The 22695-nt window shown below is 36.1% G+C and carries 15 protein-coding genes; 3 read left to right on the forward strand and 12 right to left on the reverse strand.

Going from position 1 to position 22695, the window contains the following annotated elements:
• The 6 genes from WC614_13545 to WC614_13570 form a co-directional block, all read right to left on the reverse strand.
• The coding region (locus WC614_13545) for a LamG-like jellyroll fold domain-containing protein (GenBank protein ID MFA5034026.1) at window positions 1–9036 on the reverse strand (9036 nt) is incomplete at its 3' end.
• A gap of 10 nt (window positions 9037–9046) precedes the next feature.
• A complete protein-coding gene (locus tag WC614_13550) occupies window positions 9047–9931 on the reverse strand; it encodes a hypothetical protein (GenBank protein MFA5034027.1) in 885 nt (294 codons plus the stop codon).
• A gap of 4 nt (window positions 9932–9935) precedes the next feature.
• Window positions 9936–10586 carry a hypothetical protein gene (locus WC614_13555; protein MFA5034028.1) on the reverse strand — a complete coding sequence of 217 codons (651 nt, stop codon included), beginning with the start codon at window positions 10584–10586 and terminating at the stop codon, window positions 9936–9938.
• Window positions 10587–10601: 15 nt separating this feature from the next.
• Window positions 10602–11330, reverse strand: coding sequence for a hypothetical protein (locus tag WC614_13560; GenBank protein MFA5034029.1), 729 nt, complete (start codon window positions 11328–11330; stop codon window positions 10602–10604).
• Between the two features lie 25 nt (window positions 11331–11355).
• Window positions 11356–12744: a T9SS type A sorting domain-containing protein gene (locus tag WC614_13565; protein ID MFA5034030.1), complete on the reverse strand. Its 1389-nt coding sequence runs from the start codon at window positions 12742–12744 to the stop codon at window positions 11356–11358.
• 19 nt (window positions 12745–12763) lie between these two features.
• Entirely contained in the window at window positions 12764–16084 is a 3321-nt protein-coding gene (locus WC614_13570) for a T9SS type A sorting domain-containing protein (GenBank protein MFA5034031.1), read from the reverse strand.
• A gap of 601 nt (window positions 16085–16685) precedes the next feature.
• Here WC614_13570 and WC614_13575 point away from each other — a divergent pair.
• The 3 genes from WC614_13575 to WC614_13585 are packed head-to-tail and all read left to right on the forward strand — an operon-like array spanning window position 16686 to window position 18246.
• Window positions 16686–17093 carry an arsenate reductase ArsC gene (locus WC614_13575; GenBank protein MFA5034032.1) on the forward strand — a complete coding sequence of 136 codons (408 nt, stop codon included), beginning with the start codon at window positions 16686–16688 and terminating at the stop codon, window positions 17091–17093.
• A gap of 21 nt (window positions 17094–17114) precedes the next feature.
• Window positions 17115–17459, forward strand: coding sequence for a DUF488 family protein (locus WC614_13580; protein ID MFA5034033.1), 345 nt, complete (start codon window positions 17115–17117; stop codon window positions 17457–17459).
• 10 nt (window positions 17460–17469) lie between these two features.
• The gene (locus WC614_13585; GenBank protein ID MFA5034034.1) at window positions 17470–18246 is read left to right on the forward strand and encodes a sulfide-dependent adenosine diphosphate thiazole synthase; all 777 of its coding nucleotides are present in this window, start codon (window positions 17470–17472) and stop codon (window positions 18244–18246) included.
• Window positions 18247–18256: 10 nt separating this feature from the next.
• Here WC614_13585 and WC614_13590 read toward each other — a convergent pair whose 3' ends face one another.
• The 6 genes from WC614_13590 to WC614_13615 all read right to left on the reverse strand — a co-directional run.
• Window positions 18257–18688 (reverse strand): AraC family transcriptional regulator, encoded by a 432-nt coding sequence (locus WC614_13590; protein ID MFA5034035.1) that lies wholly within the window; start codon window positions 18686–18688, stop codon window positions 18257–18259.
• 2 nt (window positions 18689–18690) lie between these two features.
• Window positions 18691–18930 carry a hypothetical protein gene (locus tag WC614_13595; protein MFA5034036.1) on the reverse strand — a complete coding sequence of 80 codons (240 nt, stop codon included), beginning with the start codon at window positions 18928–18930 and terminating at the stop codon, window positions 18691–18693.
• A gap of 174 nt (window positions 18931–19104) precedes the next feature.
• Complete coding sequence (locus WC614_13600) at window positions 19105–19428, reverse strand: hypothetical protein (protein ID MFA5034037.1); 324 nt, start codon at window positions 19426–19428, stop codon at window positions 19105–19107.
• Between the two features lie 135 nt (window positions 19429–19563).
• Entirely contained in the window at window positions 19564–19749 is a 186-nt protein-coding gene (locus tag WC614_13605) for a hypothetical protein (GenBank protein MFA5034038.1), read from the reverse strand.
• Between the two features lie 10 nt (window positions 19750–19759).
• Entirely contained in the window at window positions 19760–21424 is a 1665-nt protein-coding gene (locus tag WC614_13610) for a T9SS type A sorting domain-containing protein (GenBank protein MFA5034039.1), read from the reverse strand.
• A gap of 16 nt (window positions 21425–21440) precedes the next feature.
• Window positions 21441–22695 (reverse strand): T9SS type A sorting domain-containing protein (locus WC614_13615; GenBank protein MFA5034040.1); only part of this gene is annotated, 1255 nt, incomplete at its 5' end.

Raw genomic sequence — 22695 nt, forward strand, 5'->3', positions numbered from 1 at the left:
TACGTATACAAAAGAGGAATCGTGAATGCTATTTGTTACGTTGTCTTCGCTAATATACTTAATACAGGTTTGTCCTAATATGTTGGAAGACATACGGAATATTCCCTGATAATCCATAATTCCACCCGTGGAATCATAGAAAATTCCATATTCCAAACTCTTCACTCCCGATAAACTGTCATGTGTATTGATAGCAACGTTTGTCCCCCAGGATATGAAAGTGTTGCCATCTTTTCTAAAAGGCACACTGTCAAACGGCCAGCCATTAAACGTTACCCACATCTTAGGAGGTGTTGTATCAACCTGAGCTACTCTCATATTGGAAAACTCATTATTCATGCTATCAAGAGCGCTATAGTAAATTGTATAATATTTTTGGTTAGACAAGGTAAATGGATTGTTATAATTTATCCATTCTACAGTATCTGCGAATCTGTATCTTACAGTCTTCAATCCGGAAAGACTATCATTTACTGAAGCGTGTATGGCAAATTCAGTATTTGTGTTTACATAAAGCATAGAGTCAAGTCCTACGTTATTATGAGACAAGACTTCCTGTCCGCTGAGTTCGCGGTCAAAGACCTTAAACTCATCCATATAGCCGCAGAAAGGTCCAAGTTTTAGAGTCTGACCGTTTATGCCGACTGTATCTGTAAATACTGAAGTGTCTTTTTGCAGAGCACCATTTACATACAATCTCATACCGTTTGTACCCCATACCGCATTAATAAGATGCCAGAAGCCTCCGGTTACAGGATAATCTGAATATATAGAATCAGCAGTTGTTCCTTGAATCTTGAAGCATAGTTTACGGCTTGTCTGGCAAATGCCAAGAGCAGCCTTCCCTCTTGAAGCAGTTCCGTCAAAGGAAGCCAATGTTTGGTCCATATCTGCAAGAGTATCTATCTTTAACCAGAATTCCATTGCCCCTTTACCAAGAACAAGGTTTCCTGCATTTACACAAGAACTGTTAAAGGAAAGACAACTATCAAGTTTACCTTCGAAGATTCTTGTAGGCTCATTACCAGTTTCAAACGTTCCGTTGTTTTCTTTACCTGATATATCATAAACTGTAGTTCCGCCTGTTTCATTGAATTTATATTCGGTAACACGATTTCTGTGAGTAGAATCGGGTTCAAGGTATTTCGGATCTCCGACAAGCAGGCTGCATATTGGAGCAATGTTATCAATGTTTACAGTTACCGTATCCGCTCCTGTATTGTTGTAAGGGTCAGTTGCGGAAGCTCTTAACATTATGTTTTTACCGCTTATGCCTCGTGAATCCCAGATAAGAGTATCCGTTACATGTTCCTGAATGCCAATAGTCGCCCAATATCCTATTGACTCTGTTTTAGCTCTTCCAAGCATTATGGGTTTTAAGCTAATAGGTGTCCGTGAAATGTTTCCGGGAAGAGATTGAGAATTTTCCATAAACTTGTTGCTCATAGCTCCAAAATTCACAAGAGTATTTGCTCGTTTCTTTTCTGACACCGCTACAGTTCTTCTAGCTTTTGAACGACCGGAAAGTAAACTTACAGTCTGGCAAGCAAATTTATAACCGGATTGTATTTTTGCTCTTAATGATTTGCCACCGCTATTTGAAGTATCAACAAACATTTCCCATGTAATCGGATAATCCGCTCCGTTGTCAATACTGGCTTTAAGGGTTATGTTTTTAGTAAGCCAGGCACTGTCTTGAGGAATATCTATTACTACAGGAACACCTCTATTAACTTGCCACAGCCATAAACTATCAGTGTCCGTGCTCTTATTTCCCGGGATATCAATAACTGTTAAAGTGTATGGATAATTCCCCTTAGGTAGAAAATTCCCCATATCATCTTTTCCATTCCACGTAACAGATAATGTTTCGTAAGGAGTTGCTTCAAAAGTAATAGTTTTAGTAAGGAAAGTGTAGTATATTCTTCCTTGTTTTGTGGAATAGAACCTTAAAGTATCCTCATCAAAAATATCAGTAATTTGAGGAGTTTTCGGTGGCACTACCACTATGTGCGGAGCAGAGAGGTCACGAATTACAACTGCTCTTCCCACTGAACCTGCTCGTTTCCATACTGGGTTTATAGTTCCGCCACTGTCACGTGCTGCCAAAACGTATTGTACTACCGACCTATCCATTACATAGATAATATTACTTCCTCCAATGAGTGAAACTGTAGTCTGGAAATTACCAAGAGAATCAGTAGTATCTATTTTACTTTCAACAATCTTGTTACCATAAGGCATTTGCGCCAATACCCCGTAGATATTTGAAAGTGAATCAGTGACCATTATTTGTATTTCTGAATTTGGAGCATATTCCCCATGAATTCCTACCATCGAATCAGTAGTAAGACTACACGCAACAAAAACAAGCGGTTTAAAAGGCGCAACTTTAGAAGAGTCGAGCGCTGCAATCATTGACTGGGTTGTATATTTTATACTTTTTGTAGAGTAACCTGCACCATAGGTTTCAGGGAATCTAAAGATTTGTCCAAAGATAGTAATCCCACCATCTGTTTCATCTGCTCGTTGAGAAGTAATATTTTTAAATACTCCATCTTCATTAATAGCAAAGAGACCAATACTAGTTCTATCAATACCATATGTCGTAATCTCGCTCCCTGTATATGAGTAACTTACTGTTGCTGCTGAGTCTCCGAAATCAATACCTTTCGGGAAAAGCATCATTGCCGGACCAGAAATATAGGGGATATTATTATTCCCTTGTTCAGCAATATTAACAGGCAAGATTCTACAAACCGTATCACTAAAAGCAGTATTATTTGGGAAAAGAATTTTAGCGCGGTAATAAAAACTATGAGCAGTACGCATAGTATCTACAATAGGACTACCAACGTAAATTTCTTTTGCCCGGGCTCCGATTACGCTCCCATTTTGATTTAAAAGACTCATAATGAGTTGTATTTTACCGCATACCTTACTGACTTCTAAATAAGCAAGAGGACCAAATCCATTATTTCCCCGAATAGTATCTTTTGTAATTGGGTAAATATTTTTGCCATCATAATAAGAGAATTCATAAAAAGTATTAGTATCTGGAGATGTCCCATATATAGGTATATATCCTTTTTCTGTATTTTGAAGCTTATATGGGTCAAGATTAAGAATATGTTTCGGTCTCAAATAGTCTGATACTCCACGCCCAAGATAATTAGACAACCTGTCATGATAAACAATACTATCAGAAATAACATCTTTGTTGGTATCTCCATTTATATATTTCAAGTTTACATTCCATGTCTCGATATGTAAATATGGGTTTGAGGAATCCCCATCATCCCACCAGAAAAGAGAACTGTCTGTATTTGTAGCGCTTAAATAGGGATAATAATTAGAAAGAATACAGGGGGATTCAGAGTGATTCTTGAATTGAAATTGATTTGAAGTAAAAATAGGAGTTAGTGGGGAATCTGAGAGGGTAGCCGAAAACATCCCTGTAGAAGACAGTTGAGGGTCTTTTTGAGAATTCCAATCAGACACCCAGTTGTCCGGAATCGGAATAGTAGCTATTATACAAGAATCTCCATGATTAGTGTTCCACTCTTTATGTAAATCTGCAACGCCAGATAAAGGATGTGGCGTTGAGTACGATAAACTCGGCACTCCGGTTGGCTTTGTAAAGATATCTGCCATCCATGTAGTGTCTGGTAAATAACCTCCTGTTTCAGTATTAGGGAAACAGGTATCAGTTCTTGTAACAACAGTATCCCATTTTGAGTAAGAACTATCCCAATTTACTACAGCATAAACTACACCTGTTGCGGTACTTGGTTTAAATACCACAGTGATGCCATGTATAGTTACAAAACACGTATCATCGGTTGAAGGAGTAAATGCAGAATCAGTAATTCCATCTACCGTAATAATTAAATTATATCCAACTGCTCTGCTACTATCCAAAGAGTCTTCAGTACTCCAGCTAATTGCATAAAGCTCACTACAATCAACTTTATTGGAGTCTATTGGAATTGAACCAGATTGAGTAGCGGAATATGTATAATCTCCCGAAAAACTCACAGGGGGACGAGACTCTTTAGGATTGTCTACATTATACAGTAATTCTGCATAAGCCTCTCCTCTACAGTCGTAATCCCCTCCGCATACTCCTTTTCTTGCTGTCGCATCTGTTTCAAATTTCAATAAATCTCCTTTATTTACAGGCAAAGGCAAATATCCGTACCACCCGGAAGTATAACTAGAATCATACTTCCAGTCTGTACCTACATCATCCCAACAACTACGTGAGTAATGGGCGTATAATGAAGTTCCAGAAACTACGTTACTATTTTTCCATAATTTTGATTCACCTGAAGCTTCTGCACCTAATCCCACAGATGCCTTTGCACGTGACCTGTATTGAATAGTCTGATTACAAAGTATTTCAATTTCAGGACTCCAGTAAGTTGGAGGGGAGTACTCTCCTTCTTGGTGAAACCTATAAACGGAACTCGTGTAATGAATACTTTTAGGGTAAAAAGTTAAAGTACAAGTTGCTGCTATTTTCCACTGTATTTTTCTATCTTTATTTCCCCAAGCTGTATCAATAAATGTATAGGGTTGAGGAGGATAATAATTCCCACTTGCGCTTGCATCCCATAAATACTCACATTTGCCATCGTAAACAGTATCCTTACCGCTGTGTATATATCCTGTAATATATTTGTTTGGAATTATAAAACTGCCCGAATCTACTGGTATGCTATCATTTTTCACCTCAAATGGAGCACTATAAGCTGTTGTCTCCTTTATACCCTGAATATGAAGAGCATATACTTTAAACCTGTATCCTGTGTCTGCTTTTGCTATTCTTGTTCCAGCTCTTCCATCCCAACTTATAGTATGATTACGAGCACCTGTTTCACATAGAGAATCTCTAAGCCTTGCAATTACATTCCCTCCTTGACATACATCTATAGTAATATGTGCATCTGTGTTGGTCGTATAGGTAAGTCCTACTGGATATTTATATCCAAACCCATAATCAGGATAAAGAGTATTTGAGGTTAGTGCGCCAAGCGTTAAATTAAAATCAGAGGATATATTAACCGTATCTTCTAAAGAGCCAAATCCTTTCCCATTTATTCCTTCAGCACTTACCTTAATTTTATAATTTCCATCTTTCACAAAACCGCCAATAGATTTTTCCCCATACCAGTACTGAATTTTACCGATATTTATAGGAAGTGGATTGCCGTTTATTGGTGCTTTAATTGCGCCAAGATATACTTCGTTTGTAGACGCCATGTCTTTTTTGAAAATAACTTCTATTGTTTTGTAAGTAGTTGTAAATCCCATTTCTCCCGTTGCATTAGTGGCAGTGCAGTTGAAGTTCAAAATGTTATTTTGTTCTATGAAAACGCTTCCGCCCGTAGTATCAGTAATAGTAAATTTCCCTTCTGCCGGGCTAATTCCTTTAATAACTGCCTGATAAAAAGTCATCATAGTATCATTATCTTTGCATTTTAACCACCATTTACTCCCATCATTATATAAATAAAATCCTTCCGTATCTATAGAGGGAATCCCTTCATAAGGCACAATATTATATTCTTTTTTGTGAAATACTTTTTCCCCGTCATCTAAGCTTACAATATCTATATCCACATTAGCACATTGATTTACCTGATACTTTATTTTCAATGTTTCTTCTTTGGTTGGCTCAAAAATAGTATCTACACTATTCAATAAACTTAAGGTAAGAGTATCTACCTGAAGAGGAGTTGCCTGTTCCCCTGAAATGTTGACAGTAATTGTGTCTGCCGCAGTAACACCGGTAGAATCTTCGTAAGAAATGAGCAATAAGTTATAATCACCCGGATCTCTACCTGTAGTGTTCCAATATCCTAATACTGTTGCAATATCGGATGAAAATTTGTTAGATACGTTATTGGAACCACCCGGCATTTTACGGGACTCAGGAACTTCTATCCCACCAGCTTGCCATCCCGTTGTAGAAGCTTTTCTCCACCATAGTTCATACTTTTCAAATCCATAAATATAATCGGGATTGGTCATATTCGGGTCGTTAGAAATTCCCTTAATTGCTACCGTTCCATAAATATTTTCACCTTCTATAGGGGACCCTATCATAGTCCCAATACTATTTTTTACTGCGGTAGCTATTTGTTCGCTATAGTTTCCTAAACTATCCATAACTTGTATTTTTATAGTATGAGTTCCTTCGGAAGTGAGTGTAATCAAGCAAGCAGTATCAATACTTCCACCATGAGACCAAATATCAAAGGAATCAGGAAGAAGAACATCATCAAGATATATTCTTACCCTTACCCTTCCGTAATTAACAGCGCTGTCTTTACTATCTGATACTGTGAAATGAGCGGTAGTTAACCCATCTGCCCCAGTTGTCCATGGGGAGCATAAAAAATTATATACTTCGGGAGCCGTTCTATCTACCCTCAAAGTATCAATTCCTATGCCAAGAGGATTTTCAACAATAGTATCATTTCCTGCATTATCTTTTGCAAGTATTTCGACCTTATATATCCCATCAGATATATAAGCTCCTGCATAATCACTGCCTTCAAAGAAATAACAATTACCCCAGGTGTTTTCGCTGACAACGCTGTCCCCTTGAGCAGTTCTTGTATATGTAATACTTGTGTCTTTGAGATTAGTAAATTTAGCATTCAGTTCTGTATACTCATTAGTTTTATATGCAAGTTTCATATACACGCTATCTTTGACAAACGGATTGGGATTTAGAGCGCTTACAACAACAATATGGGGAGGTTCAGTATCTATAAAGAATATACTTGTATCACTTCCAGTATTTCCTGCTTTATCTGATGTTGAAACAACTAATTTGTATTCACCTGATTGTAAAACTGTATCCCCAGTTGTATCTTTGAAGTTCCAAGACAATGTCTGAGATATTTTATAATAACAATTAACAACCGTTGTGTCCCAAATCAGTGTATTTGAAGAGTTTAAAACAGCTATATCCACTTTACCATCTTTTGGCTGACTAATAAGCGAATCAAAATTATCAGCAACATTAAATACAATGGGCATTTGAACAGCAACATATGGAGAATATACCAAACTATCTTCACTTTTCGGACTATAGGTACTGCAAACAGGAGCAGTAGCATCTACATAGAAAGATTGTATGGCTTCCGTTCTTCCTGGAGTTGGAGATGCATCAACAACATACAAATGAGTTTGATATAGCCCCTCAATATAGGGTTTGGGTAAATTATAAACTAAAGTATCACTGGTTGAGTCAACACTATTCGTATAAGTATATTCTGTATTTGGGGTAGTAACTACTAGAGTTTCCGCATGAAGCCCACTTATGTTATGAAGAGCAATTTTAAAATCTATAGTATCTGAAGGTTTAAAGCACTCATCCCACTCTGGAGTAAGAAATGTAATAGAAGTACCATAAGGATTGTAAAATATTGAGAGTGTTCTAAAATTACTCCATTCACCCAAAATGTTTTTTGCTTTCATATCTAGTTTATTCCAACCTGGTAGTAGAAGATTTTTCAAATATATAGAAAAATTATTTCCATTTGTCCCTAAATTATTCCCCCAACTAAGTTCATTCCATTCTCCAAAGTTTAATCGCCAATAAGGTTTACAATTTGCCAGAAAGTAATCATCAATTTTGCCATTTAAAGTATCAAGCTTATTTTCTCCTAAATCAACTGTTATCCGATCCTGTCCATCCTCAAAGCCACTTATTTTTGTACCTTGTGCATTAACAAAATTCTCCCATTGAATAACTGGCGGCAACTCTAATGCATCAAGAATAGCACTGGTATCTTCAAGTGAACTTGCATGATTATTCCCATATCTTTTTATAGGTTCTCTAAATTTTGGGACATCTGTATGACAGCTCCAATTTTGACTTTCAGTAGGAACCGCAAGATCAGTATTGTTAATATATAGATAAAACATTGCTAAACTTCCTGCTTTTAACCCCACCATTGGGAAGTTAAGCGCTGTTCCATACCAAATACATTGAGTAGCAGTAAGAGCGGTTGCCCAAAATATTAGAGGAACGCCTTGTACACTTAGAATGCCTACTCTGTTTACAATAAGTTGATATGGGGGGTCAGCCTGTTTTTTTATTGAACTCTCGGAATTTATTCTATTTTGGAATCCGGTAAGTTTTCCCAAATCATCCCCTGCATCCGTGTATTTATTAGCATACATTCCTTCTATAATAGGTATTACTGCCGGTGCAACGCAATACTTAGAAAGAAAATTTACTATTGTTGCATACCATCCTGGGTTAAATCCTGGTGCAACTTTAACTATTCCATTAGCCTCCATAAATGGAGCCCAAAAAAAAGTTGCATATCCCAAAGCTTCTCCTATAGGAAAAGGATCCAGAAAGGGGCTTCCTACATGTGGCGTACTTGTGGTAATAACTAATTCTATTTTCCCACCTAAATTTGGTTCTTCCGTTAGTGCCTGACGAACTACAAGCCCACCCATAGAATGAGCAATTAGAATAACTTTAGCTTCAGGGTTATGTGACCAATCAGAACCATAATATTTTTCAAGTACTCCTTTAATTTTTTTTCTTAATTCACTACCCTGTCCTTCTTGTTCAGTTAGTGGGGGTGGGTAAATTCCACCGGCATCGGGATCCACAGACCCCAATGCGAACCTAAAATTTATTATATTAAGAAAAGTTTTGTTGGGATACGTAGGATCGGACGAGATAGTATAACTTGGGTCAATTGAGTGCCATTTTTCTACTATTGGCAACATTTTATTTAATATCGATTCGTACACAGAAAAGTGAATTATACTATCTTTTGGAATAGAATCTTTATCAGTCGCATCTCTCTCATGCATCAGGAGACCTAAAACCTCTTTTACTTCCATATCTCTTGTATTTGCTCCCCAGTCATCAGAAGCTCCCCCATAACCATGAATAAATATGATCGGTTTAGGTTTATACGGTTCTGCTTTGATAACAGTTGGCAAAATAATGAACATCCAAAAACTAAAGCTTAACACAAAAGATATTTTTTTCATAACTCCTCCTCTAAGGTTTAAGATACAATTTGTTAGTGCCATCTCTTTTAATAATAAAATAACCATTTTCATCATAACCCATGAAACAATCTCCTGCCGGAGACCATTTACCAACTGAAACAGCAAGAGTATCTTCCAAATGTGTAGTTAAGTACAAAATGATAGATTTATTTAATTTCCAATCTGTAACCAGTATGGCATTTGAATCAAGAGGTCCCCAATCTGATAGATAAATGAATTTTCGCAATGAATCAACATTATTTCCTAAAGTATCTGAAATAAATATTTTATCTCCTACATTATAAGCAATTTTTTCTCCATCAGGACTCCATGCAACGTTATTGCCATTTATGATTAACTGATGGTCATTTGTCCCATCCCTATTTATAATCCAAATCCCTTGATTTAACTTTTGATATACAATTTTAGAAGCATCCGGTGAAAAATCAGGATAAAGCCCTTCTCCTACCTTTTTCAATTCTGTTCCATCCTTTTTAATTACATATATTACAGATAAACGATTATCCCCTCTGTTATCCCCTATGTTAAATGCTATCCATTCGCCTGCACTGGAAGTACTTCCTAGTCCTATTTCACAACCTCCCCAAAACTTATTCTCAAGTACTTTTTTTACTTTTCTCAAATTTGTGCCATCGCTATTTATTTCACATAACCAGACTTCTTCCTTGCCTCCTTCTTCGTATGACATTAGAGCACCGTCTAAAGATCTTTCAATATAATAATGTTCCATAAAGATTACTTTTCCGTCAGATGTCCAACTTGGTGCTTGCCAATCCGTATGCTCGTTTGTCTTTCTTGAACATCCCCATACGTAACAACATAATAGTACAAGTATAATATATCTTGGTAAATTAAAAATTCGGTAACCCAGCATAATTTTATTTTATAATTTTACTGTTTTCTATACTTCCACCTATAGAAATAGGATGCCCTGCATTTTCAATATATGGGTAAACAACTACAGGAACGCAAAATTCTATACAAAAAAATCTCCAGAGTTTAATTCCAACTGAAATAGTTCCAAGATTTGCAGGGTCATCTCTTATTACATTTGGCTCTGACGAAGGGAAAGAAAAATGAACTAATTGAAAACTCCCATAAGGGTAAAAACATTTATGTTTTTCATTGCTTATAAACAAAGTCCCACTATATACAAATCCATTAGCATAGAGTATATCATAATAAATAGAACTACCTATCCCAAGGTTTATAATGTTATTCTTTAGAAAACACCATTTAACAGAACCTCCAAATGAATCAAAATAAGGAGAGATTATTCTTAAACTTACATCAAGGTTGTCTTTAAGTCCAAATGTTCCTCCAATTCCAATGCCAGTCACACTTGCAGTTTTTTTATAATCTGTGGAAACCATAGCATATGCTTTTAACGCAAAATATTTTTTCCCTATTGTACTTGCTGGCTCAAATGTCCCGAAGAATTGAGAATAAATTTTAGAATCCAAAAAGAAAACAGAAATAACAAAAACAATCAGTATTTTGCTTCCCTTAAATTCGTTTTTTAATTTCATCTATTCTATATTGTTTTATTCTATAGCAAAAACTTTATCAGTAACATTTTGATTAATTTTTACATTATTATATCTCATGATTATAGTAGCAGTTTTATTCTTACCAAAACTCACTGGGCTTATAGTTTTCACTTCAGAAATTGTCCATATATTTCCTATTTTTTTATACGAAATATCAGTAATTATAATCCCCATATTGGAATAAATTTTTTGGTTCATTACTAATCCTTTTGCATAATCAATTTGTAATTCTACTTTTCCCATTAATGGATTTTTATCTTTTTCAGATGGTATTATCTCAAGAGTATAAATATTTCCATTGGAATTTAATATTTTAGATTTTCCATCTTTTAAAAAATCAACGATTCCTCTTTGCAAATTCATATCATTCGTACTCATTAGTGGAGTCTGTCCTTGCAATAACGAATCCTTATTTATTACTGTCTTTTTCCCATCGAAACTCTCTATCTGCATTTTCTTATTATTCATAATTATTGTTTGTTTTTGTGGAGCAGTACTAACTACCTTTGCTTTATCCATTCCCTTAGAGACAATTTGCATTTTTTGCACAATGTTCTCTCCTTCCCCAACATCTGTTTTCATTTCCACATCTGCTTGCATATCCTTAATTTTATTGACATTGTTCTCAAGCTTTTTAGCGATATCATCTATTGTAACAGCATTTGCAAAAGTAGAAAAACTTAAAATGGCAAAGATACATATTGTTTTAATTATTTTTCCCATCGTTCCTCCTGTTTTCTTTAATAAATTATCTAATTAAAATTAATTTTTCAGTAATATTCTTTTCGCCAGTATTGATTTTACAGAAATAAATTCCTATTGATATTCTTTCTTTTTTATCATTCTGTCTATTCCAAGTAATAGAATGTTCACCAGCATTTTGAATCTCATCCGTAAGTGTTTTTACAAGCTTTCCACATATATTATAAATCTTTAAGGAAACCTTTGTTTCACAAGGTAAGGAATATTTAATTGTAGTCATATTGATAAATGGATTAGGACAAGCTTTGAGTTCAAAATAAATTGTTTCTTTGTTTTCTTCTACCGCTTTTATAGATAATCTAAAATCAATGTTGGGAGTGTTGTTTGGCATTGTTACAGAAACCAAATCTGCACTTGCGGAATCAGGTTTGTCATTATACCATCTTGTTTCATATCCTTCTTTAGAAGCAGACACCTTATAACTTCCTGTATGAAGTGCAGATATTTTATAACTTCCATCCACCACTGTGGAATCTTTCCAATAGTCAGGATTGCTCCAGCCATAATAACTATTTGTATAAATCAATCGTTCTAATTTCACATCAGAAATTGGAGTTATCCCATCCTCTTTATATACATGCCCACTTATTGCCCCCCCCTCATCTAAAATAATATTTATCCCACATACTGAATCCGGTGCTGTTATATTTATTATATTTGCATTTGTCCAATTATCTTTATTATTATACCACTCAAAGGAATACATGTTTTCTATGCTTAAATTAGGCCAAATAAGTAATTTATATATTCCCGTACACAAACTTCCTACCATATAGTTTCCCAAACTATCACTAAATCCTAAACTTACAGATTTTTCTGTGGTATTATCAAACATAGGCATAAGAGCATATTTATACCCGGTAATTCCATCACTTTCATACACTTTCCCTTTTATTTTGCCTCCTTTAGACATACGAAAATCAATGTTTTTCGCAGTATCAGAATCAGCAATCGATACAACATCAGCAGAATCCCAAGATAAAGTATTTTTGTAATACATATTTATATACCTTCCGTCATAATCTCGAGCCCAAACTTTATAATTACCCGCGGGTAAAGAGGTTATTATATAATTACCACTACTATCCCCCCAACCACAGTCTATACCATCCTGAGTGATAGCGTCAAAAGCAATTAATTCCATTTCTGGAGATGGTGTTATGCCATCTGCTTCTGTAACTCTTCCACTAATTGCACTATTCCCTTTTTTTATAGCAATCTTATTTTCATTAAATCGCCATTCTCTCGAAATATTGAGTCCTAAAAAACTCTTTGGTATATTTTTTCTTATCTCCTTATCTAAGCTTTTTGCCTCTAATTGAACAGAAAAAGACATAATCATAAAAATAAATATTAAATAATTAAAACTTTTCATTTTTCCCCTCTCTTCTCCCTTACTGTATCAACACTAGTTTCTTTACAATCTTCTGTTCCCCTGCATTAAGTTTCAGGAAATAAACCCCCGACGGATAATTCTTTGCATTCAACGATATCGGTGAATGTTCATTGGTCAAATCCCTGTATTTCTTTATAACCCTTCCTGAAAGGTCATAAACTGTCAATGTCGCCAATTTTCCCGCAGGCACATGGAATTTAATCATCGTAGAATTCGTAAACGGATTCGGGTACTGCAATAGCGAAAAATATGAAGATTTATCTTTGTTCCAGTTTGAAAAATACAGTTCCCCTTCTATTGACCTACCTATTACAAGCTGAAGCCTATGAAGCCCGCCTGTATCTGAAATTGCATTATAAATATAGATTGGTGTTTTTCTCATATCCTGTAAGCTGTCAATCAAGGTGTCATAAAGATAAACATTATAGCTTGTCGGCACATCAAGTAGAGTTGCATCAATTCTAACGGTATCACTATCATGGTCTGTCTTAACATAGACATTCCAAATCTTAAAAGTATCTGTCAGGTTTGTATTTTCTCTTATGTCTGTTTTGAATTTTTCTCCAAGGTTATGGTTCCATTCGGAGTGAGGGAAATAAAGCTGCATATAATTAGACGGTGGGGCTGGTGGTTTCGGGAAATCATAATCCAAATCAAAAGTGTCTTTTGCATCCGTTTCCGCTCCTGCATAATTTAATGTATCTCCAACAAAACTACCCGTTGCTTTTAATTTTACTCTCCAACTTGGCATCATAAACGTATCACATTCTGCCCAGCCTTCCGGTGCTTTAGAAGCTGCTCTTGTTCCTGCACTACCATCCTGGGCATTTCCTCCGCCTTTTGTGCCACCATCCACATAAACATCAAAATAATTTGGATAACTTCCTTTGTAAATAACGGCAACTCTTCCGCCTCCTGCTCCTCCTGAATAAGCCAAACCATCCTGAATTCCATTACCACCCTTTGCTGAAATACTGCCATTTAATCCTGCAATTCCACCAATTATAGTTGGGGCTTTGATAAATACTGAGCCGCCCGCTCCGCCGGCTCCTGCGTAATCTCCCATATTTCCGCCGACTCTTCCGTTTGAGCCATCAACGGATATATTTCCTTTTATTGTTATTGTTCCATCTAATGAATATAACATTACCCTGCCACCGCCTGAGCCTCCGCAATAGTAAGCAATTCCATCTCCAAATGCGTTTCCTCCACCAGAACCAATTTTATCTGGGGAACATGGCGCTGTCGTATCCGATGAACCGCCTGATGCTCCCTGATTCCCTTGTCCACCCGAGCCACCATATCCTGCTGCACCGCCACCGCTTCCACTTACTCCTGAGTTTCCGGTATTGGGACCTTGATGAGAGCCCCAGCCTTTTCCGGATGCATCTATTTCGTTCCCGGAGCTGTTTTCAATTAGTATGTTTCCTACAGTCCATATATCAATATTGCCTACTATTTTATCGCTTGAGCCACTTAACAAAGATACATTCCTGTCTGTAAAGTGAGCAAAAATGTATTCTGCCCCGTTATCAGGATTCGTAGTATCTACAACAGGAGATAATGTTATATTTAATGTTGAAGTTGTTGAGCCTGTTTGTCTGATTCGTATTAAGCCCGGTGAACCATCACAGGCATATCCTTCCGCAGTTCCACCACTTGCTGATATTTTGCCGTAAAAAGAAGTCCCACCTATATCCTCAAATTTGATAAGTACTTTCCCACCTGCGCCGCCCCCTGCAAAACTCGGAGAATCATAAGAACCATTCCCTCCGTCAGCAGTGATTTTGCAATTAGCCGATGAGCCCGTTAAAGTGCCTGTTCCTATATTGATGCTTCCTCCTGACCCGCCTGCTCCCGCATCGTCCGAGAGGGATGTGCCATCATTGCCGTTTGCGCTGATTATTCCATTATTGCCAAGCGTTAAAGTGCCTGTGCAAGTGAGTTTGATTTTTCCGCCGCCTGCTCCTCCAATACCATCTATTCCGCAATTTCCTCCGCTTGAGCCAAGTTTATCCGGGATAGAATCTCCATAAGGATATCCCCCGTTTGCGAAGTAAGTTTCAAAAACGCTTGTGCCATGGCCTCCTAATCCACCAAAGCCACCGCCGCCCGCTCCTACTGAATTTCCGGTGCCATTATCTCCTCTGCCGGGGTTTATAGTTGAGGTTTTGGTATCATTATTTCTGAATCCTGAAGCATTTGCAGAAAGGGTGCCATTGATATTCATAGTGTTTGAAGTTACTGATAATCCACCATAGGTGGAATGAGTGCTGTCATAATCTTTTACCTTTGCCGTGATTCCTGCATCAACTGCAAAAGTGGTAATCGCGGTATGCTCTCCTGCAATATCTGTGTTTGCGGATATTGTCCAGCTTTGGGATGAGCCGTCTAACTCATGTGTACCACCACCTGTATTAGTATAGCCAAGAATAGTAAACGTATTATCACTCATATCGTTTGGTGAACCGCTTGTTGAATCTGAGATTTTTACTTTATAATCGGTGCGTGGAGCCTGGTCTGATGATATTGTCCAGCTATATGAGCCGCTGGATGCTGAAGTGCCGGCTACTATGATAGAATGTTGAGCGTCAGGGTTAGCACCTCTGTATAAGTCTATCTTTACTCTTTCTACGCCAAGGCTTGTCCACGTTATATTATATTGCTCGCCTCTGGATAATGATATGCCGCTTGCATTAGGATAAGTTACGTGTATATATGGTGGAGTAACGTTTATCCTGAAGCTGGATATTTCTGAATTATATCCTGAAGCTGTCCCCGGATTAGTCGGGTCAATATTACTGTATGAAGTTTTATATATATGTCTGTTTGTTGAAGAGGCATAATACCAGAATGGTTTTGTAGCAGGAATTGAGCCGTGATTGTTATCTATCATAACAACTAAATTACTATCATTATTATAATAAAAAGGTGTCTGCAAGACTATTGCATTCCATCCTGAAGCAAGTGATACACTTCCACTGTATACTTGAGTCAGATTTCCGGAGGTTATCCAGTCGCTGGTACTTGTAAAAGTGGTTTTGCTTGTGTTGCCTAAGTAGATTACAATATCACTTAAAGGAGAGGTAGGATTATTCTGGCACTCAAACCATATTGTATCAATATAGCCCGCAGCTCCTATTGCACTTTGCAGATGAATATATTCAGTCAAGCCGTATGAATTATAGGTGGCAATGACATGATGGGCATAGTTAGTGTACGTGCTGCCATCAACCGGTGTAATACGGGTAGCATGCAGAGTAGATGATAACCCGCTTATACCTACAAAAAGTATAAAAGCTCTTATATAATTTTTCATTCTTCCCCCTCTTGATTAATTTTTTGATTTCTACAGATTTCAATTTCTATATATCTGCATAATTTTATTAAGTCAAGAAATAAATTAAACGGGATATTGAATTTCTCGTTTCAACTCTTGTCAAGAAAAAAGCCTTTGCATATATCTATATTTACAGACATTCATCCACATTTGTTTACTGCTTTGCTTTTTTTAAAAAACAATATCCTATTAATGCAAATATAGCAATTTGTATGCCAAAATAAGGGACTTTTCTGAAATAACCTGTTCTTATGCGTATATAAATAGATTACGGGAGTTTATTTTAAAAATAGAATTAAGCGCGAAATTATAAAATGGGAACTACTGTTCCCATTTATTGATTTGTAATTTACCCGAACTCAATGAATGACAAAGGATATGTGAAAAATGGGAATGGAAGTTCCCATTCTTCGAAGTTCTCATTTTAGTGTAGGATAATTTTTGCAAGCTAAATTAAATAAGAATGATCTCGAGTTAATTTTTGTGGGAAAGCTTGTTGTCTTGAATCAGAATATACTTTTTTATTGACGCTAAACATTTTTATAATAAAATAAACACCAAGGGTAAAAAGAGGGATAAGATGAAAAAAAAGACAGTACTTTTTGTTTGTATAGAGAATGCTTGCCGCAGTCAAATGGCGGAAGGATTCGCAAAAGCGTATGCTGTTGATACAGTGGATGCTTATAGTGCGGGCTCAAGCCCTTCAGGAGTGATTAGTCCAATTGCAGTAAAGGTTATGAAAGAAAAAAGAATAGACATATCATCTCAAATATCAAAAGGTTTTGGTCAATTATCAATACCAAAGTTTGATTACATTATTACTATGGGATGTAAAGATATGTGCCCATTCTATCCGGGAGCGAAAAGAATTGAATGGGAAATACCAAGCCTAAAAGGGAAATCCATAGAAGAATTTAGGGAAATACGAGACAAAATTGAGAAAAGAGTAATAGAATTCATAGATTCAATAATAGAAGAAAAGGAATAACAAAATACAGAAAAATAAGATATGCTGAAAACTAAATCAGTTTATGATACTAAAACCCCAGAAGACGGGATAAGAATCCTCGTTATGAGGAAATGGCCAAGAGGTGTCCCAAAGGCTAATGTAGATAGGTGGATAAAAGAACTGGGCCCAAGCACAGAACTATTGAATGACTGGACTGAACACAAGATTAACTGGGGAGAATATGAAAAAAGGTACAGATGTGAGATGGAGAATCCCGAGAGACAGCAATCAATTAGAAAGATAGCCGAATTGTCAGGGGAAAAGGCAGTAACCTTGCTTTGTTGGGAAAAATCCGACGAGTATTGTCATAGAAGATTATTAAAAGAGCTGATTGAGAAATTATAAAGGAGGACAAATGCAATTAGATGATATAAAAATTTCAGAAGCAATCATAGAAAGGTATATGAAAAAGTTAATTGCCTCGCTTGACGTGGATGTTGCCATTGCAGGCGCAGGTCCTTCCGGACTTACTGCTGCCTTTTATCTTGCCAGAAAGCATAAAAAGGTAGCGCTTTTTGAACGTCATCTTTCAGTAGGCGGGGGAATGTGGGGTGGTGGGATGATGTTTAACGAAATTGTGGTTCAGGAAGAAGGCAGGCAAATACTGGAAGAATTTGATATTGATACAAAAAAATGGAAACATGGCTATTATACTGCAAGTTCTGTGGAAACTGTGAGCAGTTTGACACGTTCAGCAGTAAAAGCAGGAACGCAAATATTCAATCTGATATCCGTAGAAGACGTTATGCTGCAAAAAGGCAGAGTTACAGGGCTTGTACTAAACTGGAGTGCAACACAAATTGCTAATTTACATGTTGATCCTTTAACGATAAGGTCAAAATACGTAATTGAGGCAACCGGACATCCGACAGAGGTTCTAAAAGTTATAGAGAGAAAATCGGGGAAAAAGCTATCAACTCCTTCCGGTGGAATTGAAGGAGAACGCTCAATGTGGGCAGACGTTGGAGAAAAATCTCTTATTAAGAATACGAAAGAAGTATTCCCGGGAGTATGGGTAACAGGAATGGCGGCAAATGCAGCTTACGGCTCACCACGGATGGGACCTATATTTGGAGGAATGCTGTTATCCGGAAAATACTGCGCGGAACAGATACTCAAGCAATTGAAATAACTTTTATTATCTAATCATTCATACCATTTTCTTCAAAAGAGGAATAAAAAATCTGTAGCTTGTGGTTTTTCCTGTATTCTACAGGCGTAGTGTGTTCCTTATTTTTGAAAACTCTAGAGAAGTTATCTTGCGCAAGTCCTATTTTTTTCGCAATATCCTCAGCATCAAGGCTTGTTTTTATAAGCAATTCTTTTGCTTTTGCAATCCTAATGTCATTTATAAATTGCTTCAAACTAACTTTCATTGTATTTCCCCAGAGATACGAGAAACTTTTGTAATGCATATTAACATAAGATGCAATTTTTTCCAATGATAAATTTCTTTTTGTATAATTTTTCTCTATGTATTCAAGTCCTGTCAGGATTCTTGGGGAGGCATTTAACAGTTGTTTCTTGTATTTCTTTAGTTCTTTTGAATATATTTTATCAACTTTTCGCTTCATATTTATATTTCCAGTGTTTTTTTTATCTTCTCTAAATCCTTTTCTTTCAGCTTTGTCTCTGCATTACAAACTGAGCATTTATGTAGAGGACAATCTTGTGGATTCTTTATATGGTCTTTTATCCAATCTATATGATTGCCGATTTTCTGGCCTTCGCAATTACTGCATTGGATTATGACCATTTTGTTTTCTTCGTGCATCCCTTTTTGGATGTCTATTAGGGTGATGTAGTTGATGGACATTAGGAAAGAATAATATACTCTTGTTTTTTTGCAAGGGAAAAATTAATCGAGAATTAAATAGGAATATTTTAGTTAATAGATGGGAGAGAAAATTAGTACTCCTTTTATCAATACAAATGAATAGAAATAAGTATTGTGTCCCCCGGAATTGCCCCATATGAAATAAATTTTATTTTAGCCCTCGTATTCTGAAGTTGAAATGGTTGTCCATTTATGATGACAATTTTTACACTGATAATGATTCCTATATGTAACACGCGTAATATGAACTTGTTCTTTTCTTTCTGTTCTACTTATTTCTTTTCCTTTTTTATCTCGTGTAATATCATATCGCTTAACTGTTTTATAATCTCCCTCTCTCCCGATTTCTTCTCGTCCATTAGATTCCCTTACCCACCATTTTTTGCAGGATGGGCATCGACTTTTAAGTCCTAAAATTAAAACAATCAATCCAGTTGCAATACAAATTAGCCAAAAATAAATTTGTCCATTACTCATAACAAGTTTCCTATCTTATATTAGTAATATATATTTCTTGAGTTGTGGTACAATCTCATAATTACTTATTTCCTAAAAAGATAGTAATATTATCCTCTGTTAACTAAATTTAAGCTTTATTTTGCTGTCAGCAACTCATCTTATCAAACTTCTAAAGACTTTTATAAGGATAACTATAACAATACACATTGCTCCTATAAAACACCAAGCCAACGCACCAAAACCATTATTTCCATTAAGACATAACATTCCAATAACCCAGCAAAGAATACCTGCCAACAACAAAATAGTACGTATATTTATTCTTTTTATGTTTTTCATCTTTTCTCCCCTATCTCATTAAGACAAGTTTCTTAGTGGATTTGTAGTTGCCGGCGGCAAATCTTACAAAATAGATACCAGCAGAAAGTCCTATTGCATTAAAACTAACATCATAACTACCGGCTTCTTTCTCCCCGTTCACTAATGTCTTTACCGGTCTACCGGTAATATCATAAATTTTCAGTAAAACCTTAGTTTTCATCGGTATCTGATAGGAAATCGTTGTGGTCCGAATAAATGGATTTTGAGTTGTTTTTATCTTTGGTACTCTATCTTTTAGTCCTGCACTCTCTTCAATACCCGTTAAATTAAAGTCAATATTAGGTGTGGTATTTGGCATTGTAACAGAAACAAGGTCTGCACTTGCAGAGTCAGGGGCGTCATTATACCATCTTGTTTCATATCCTGTTTTAGAAGCAGATACCTTGTAATCTCCTGTACGAAGGTTTATTAATTTATATGTGCCGTCAATGCCTGTTTTACTACTAACGGATAACCAATTATACCAACTATTCAAATAAAACCACGCTGAAACTCTAGCGCTATCTATCGGTGATGCCCCATAAACAGTCCCTGTAATAATTCCATTCTTTTCAAGATTAAAATCGATATTCAAAACTGAATCGGGGACAGTTACATATATAGAGTCAGCGGTTTGCCAATTATTTTTATTGTTGTACCATTCAAATGCATGAACCGTATCATTCCAAATGTTAGGAGAAGCCCAAAGTTTATAACAGCCTGTTGGTAAATTAGTAATAACATAATTCCCAGTAGAATCAGTTTCTCCGGTCTCCATCCATTCCCCTGAATTTGTATTAAACGCGACAATGTCTACGCCTTCAAGAACTCCTTTTGTCCCGTATACTTTCCCTTTAATTTTTGCTCCCATATATAAGTTGAAATTAATGTTTTTAGCAGTATCGGGAGCAGTTACACTTACCGTATTTGCTTCATTCCAATTAGACTTATTGTTCCAATAAAGGTCAACATAACTTTCTTCGTTATATGTTCGAACTTTATAATTTCCTGTAAGAAGAGCATAAGTTATAATATAATAACCGTTTGAATCAGTGGTAGTTTCGGACATATAGTAATCTTTAATATTAGTGTCATAAATATAAACCCTTACATTTTTAAGCGGACTTCCCTTATTAGAAGTAATGTATCCTGATATATACCCACCGCGAGACAACTCAAAATTAATATTTCTCATCGTATCAGGAAAAGTTACATTTATTATATTGGCACTATCTATGTCATATTTATTATTGTACCATTCATCAATATATCCCGTTGAATTTACTGTTTTAAGTTTACAACTAACAAAAGGTATATTTAAACTATGAATAGTGTATTGTCCTAAAGAATCGGTTTTCCAGTTTCCACTGCTCCAACTATGATTACCTTCAAGATTATGAACTTCAAATTCTATACCTTTTAATGGGTTTCCGTAATTGTCGGCAACAGTCCCCATAATAGTTCCAAGTGTATCATTACTTTTAAGAAATTTGCTGTCTTCGTTTTTCAAAATATTATTCTGAATATTTTGTCTTTCGTTTAACCTCCCGAATCTTTCCATAAACCAAGGTTTGCGAGTTTCTTTTGCAAAAACAGAGTTCGTTAGAAGAACCCCCAAAATCCCTATTATAAAATATATTTTAAAACTTTTCATTTTCCCCTCTCTTTATTTACTGTATCAACACCAGTTTTTTCACAATCTTTTGCTCCCCTGCATTCAGCTTCAGGAAATAAACCCCTGACGGATAATTCTTTGCGTTCAGAGTTAAATTATAACTCCCGGCGGGTTTGATTTCATTGATAAGGGTTTGGGCGGGTCTGCCAGTAATATCGTAGATTGAGAGCGAGACTTTGGATTTTGTTGGCAAATAATAACTGATGATTGTTGACTTAATAAAAGGATTCTTAGTTATCAGGAGCGTAGCAATCCCCTGTGCTATTGATGATATGTTCTCCTCCACTCCTTTCGTATCTACTAATACCCAAACTGTGCCGTCAAAAAGACAGGGCACATAAATCCTTCCTGTACTGTCATTTACAGCGATAAACCAAGGGCACCTTCCGACAGTAACCTTTTGTATTACCGAATCAGTAGTTCCGTCTATTACGGAAATAGTAGTATCGGTATTTGCAACATAGATTCTGTTTATCTTTGAACTTATGCCAATTCCCCAGGGATACTCACCGACTTTTATAGTTTTTATAAGCGAATCGATGGCTCCATCTATTACAAGAAGATTCCCTTCCCCGGTTGTAACATATATTTTGTTAGTTTGCGGATTAACACCTATGCTGTGAGGCCATTTTTTGCCTTCTCCTACAATTTTTATTATTGAATCTGTTGAGCCATTCATTACAAGAATAGCACTGTCAAGATTTGCTACATATACTTTATTAGTTGACGTATTTACGGCTATTCCTTCGGATCTTCCATTAATACTTATAGTTTTCAGTACGGAATCAGTTAACCCATCTATTACCGAAACATTATGGTCATCCCTTGAAATATAAACTTTATTGGTATTTGGATTTACGGCAACATCTCCAGGCCACTTTCCAATATATATATTTTTTATTAAAGAATTAGTTGAAGCATTTATAACAGAAACATTCTCACTCCCCGTATTTGTAACATATATTTTATTGGTTGTGAAATTTCCTTTTATCCCCATAGGCGATATTCCCACTTTTATGTTTGCAGTTACAACATTATTTAGAGCATCTATTATGGAGACATCATTAAACCCCCAACTTGTAACATATACCTTATTGGTTATGGGATTTACATCAATACCATAAGGCATTCTACCAGCAAGGATAGTAGCTATTACCGAATCTGTTGACCCGCTTATTACAGAAATAGTGTTACTCTGGCAATTTGTACGATATATTTTATTTGTTTCCGGATTGACATCAATTCCCCAG

The organism is bacterium (genome assembly GCA_041649255.1).
Lineage (GTDB): Bacteria > Hydrothermota > UBA3073 > JACQXS01 > JAQTXJ01 > JAQTXJ01.

Bases quoted from the DNA above. Each gene is read 5' to 3' on its own strand.
- WC614_13590 (MFA5034035.1), bottom strand. From the start codon at position 18,688: ATGAAGCGAAAAGTTGATAAAATATATTCAAAAGAACTAAAGAAATAC.
- WC614_13605 (MFA5034038.1), bottom strand. From the start codon at position 19,749: ATGAAAAACATAAAAAGAATAAATATACGTACTATTTTGTTGTTGGCA.
- WC614_13565 (MFA5034030.1), bottom strand. From the start codon at position 12,744: ATGAAAAGTTTTAATTATTTAATATTTATTTTTATGATTATGTCTTTT.
- WC614_13580 (MFA5034033.1), top strand. From the start codon at position 17,115: ATGCTGAAAACTAAATCAGTTTATGATACTAAAACCCCAGAAGACGGG.
- WC614_13610 (MFA5034039.1), bottom strand. From the start codon at position 21,424: ATGAAAAGTTTTAAAATATATTTTATAATAGGGATTTTGGGGGTTCTT.
- WC614_13600 (MFA5034037.1), bottom strand. From the start codon at position 19,428: ATGAGTAATGGACAAATTTATTTTTGGCTAATTTGTATTGCAACTGGA.
- WC614_13575 (MFA5034032.1), top strand. From the start codon at position 16,686: ATGAAAAAAAAGACAGTACTTTTTGTTTGTATAGAGAATGCTTGCCGC.
- WC614_13555 (MFA5034028.1), bottom strand. From the start codon at position 10,586: ATGAAATTAAAAAACGAATTTAAGGGAAGCAAAATACTGATTGTTTTT.
- WC614_13570 (MFA5034031.1), bottom strand. From the start codon at position 16,084: ATGAAAAATTATATAAGAGCTTTTATACTTTTTGTAGGTATAAGCGGG.
- WC614_13595 (MFA5034036.1), bottom strand. From the start codon at position 18,930: ATGTCCATCAACTACATCACCCTAATAGACATCCAAAAAGGGATGCAC.
- WC614_13550 (MFA5034027.1), bottom strand. From the start codon at position 9,931: ATGCTGGGTTACCGAATTTTTAATTTACCAAGATATATTATACTTGTA.
- WC614_13585 (MFA5034034.1), top strand. From the start codon at position 17,470: ATGCAATTAGATGATATAAAAATTTCAGAAGCAATCATAGAAAGGTAT.
- WC614_13560 (MFA5034029.1), bottom strand. From the start codon at position 11,330: ATGGGAAAAATAATTAAAACAATATGTATCTTTGCCATTTTAAGTTTT.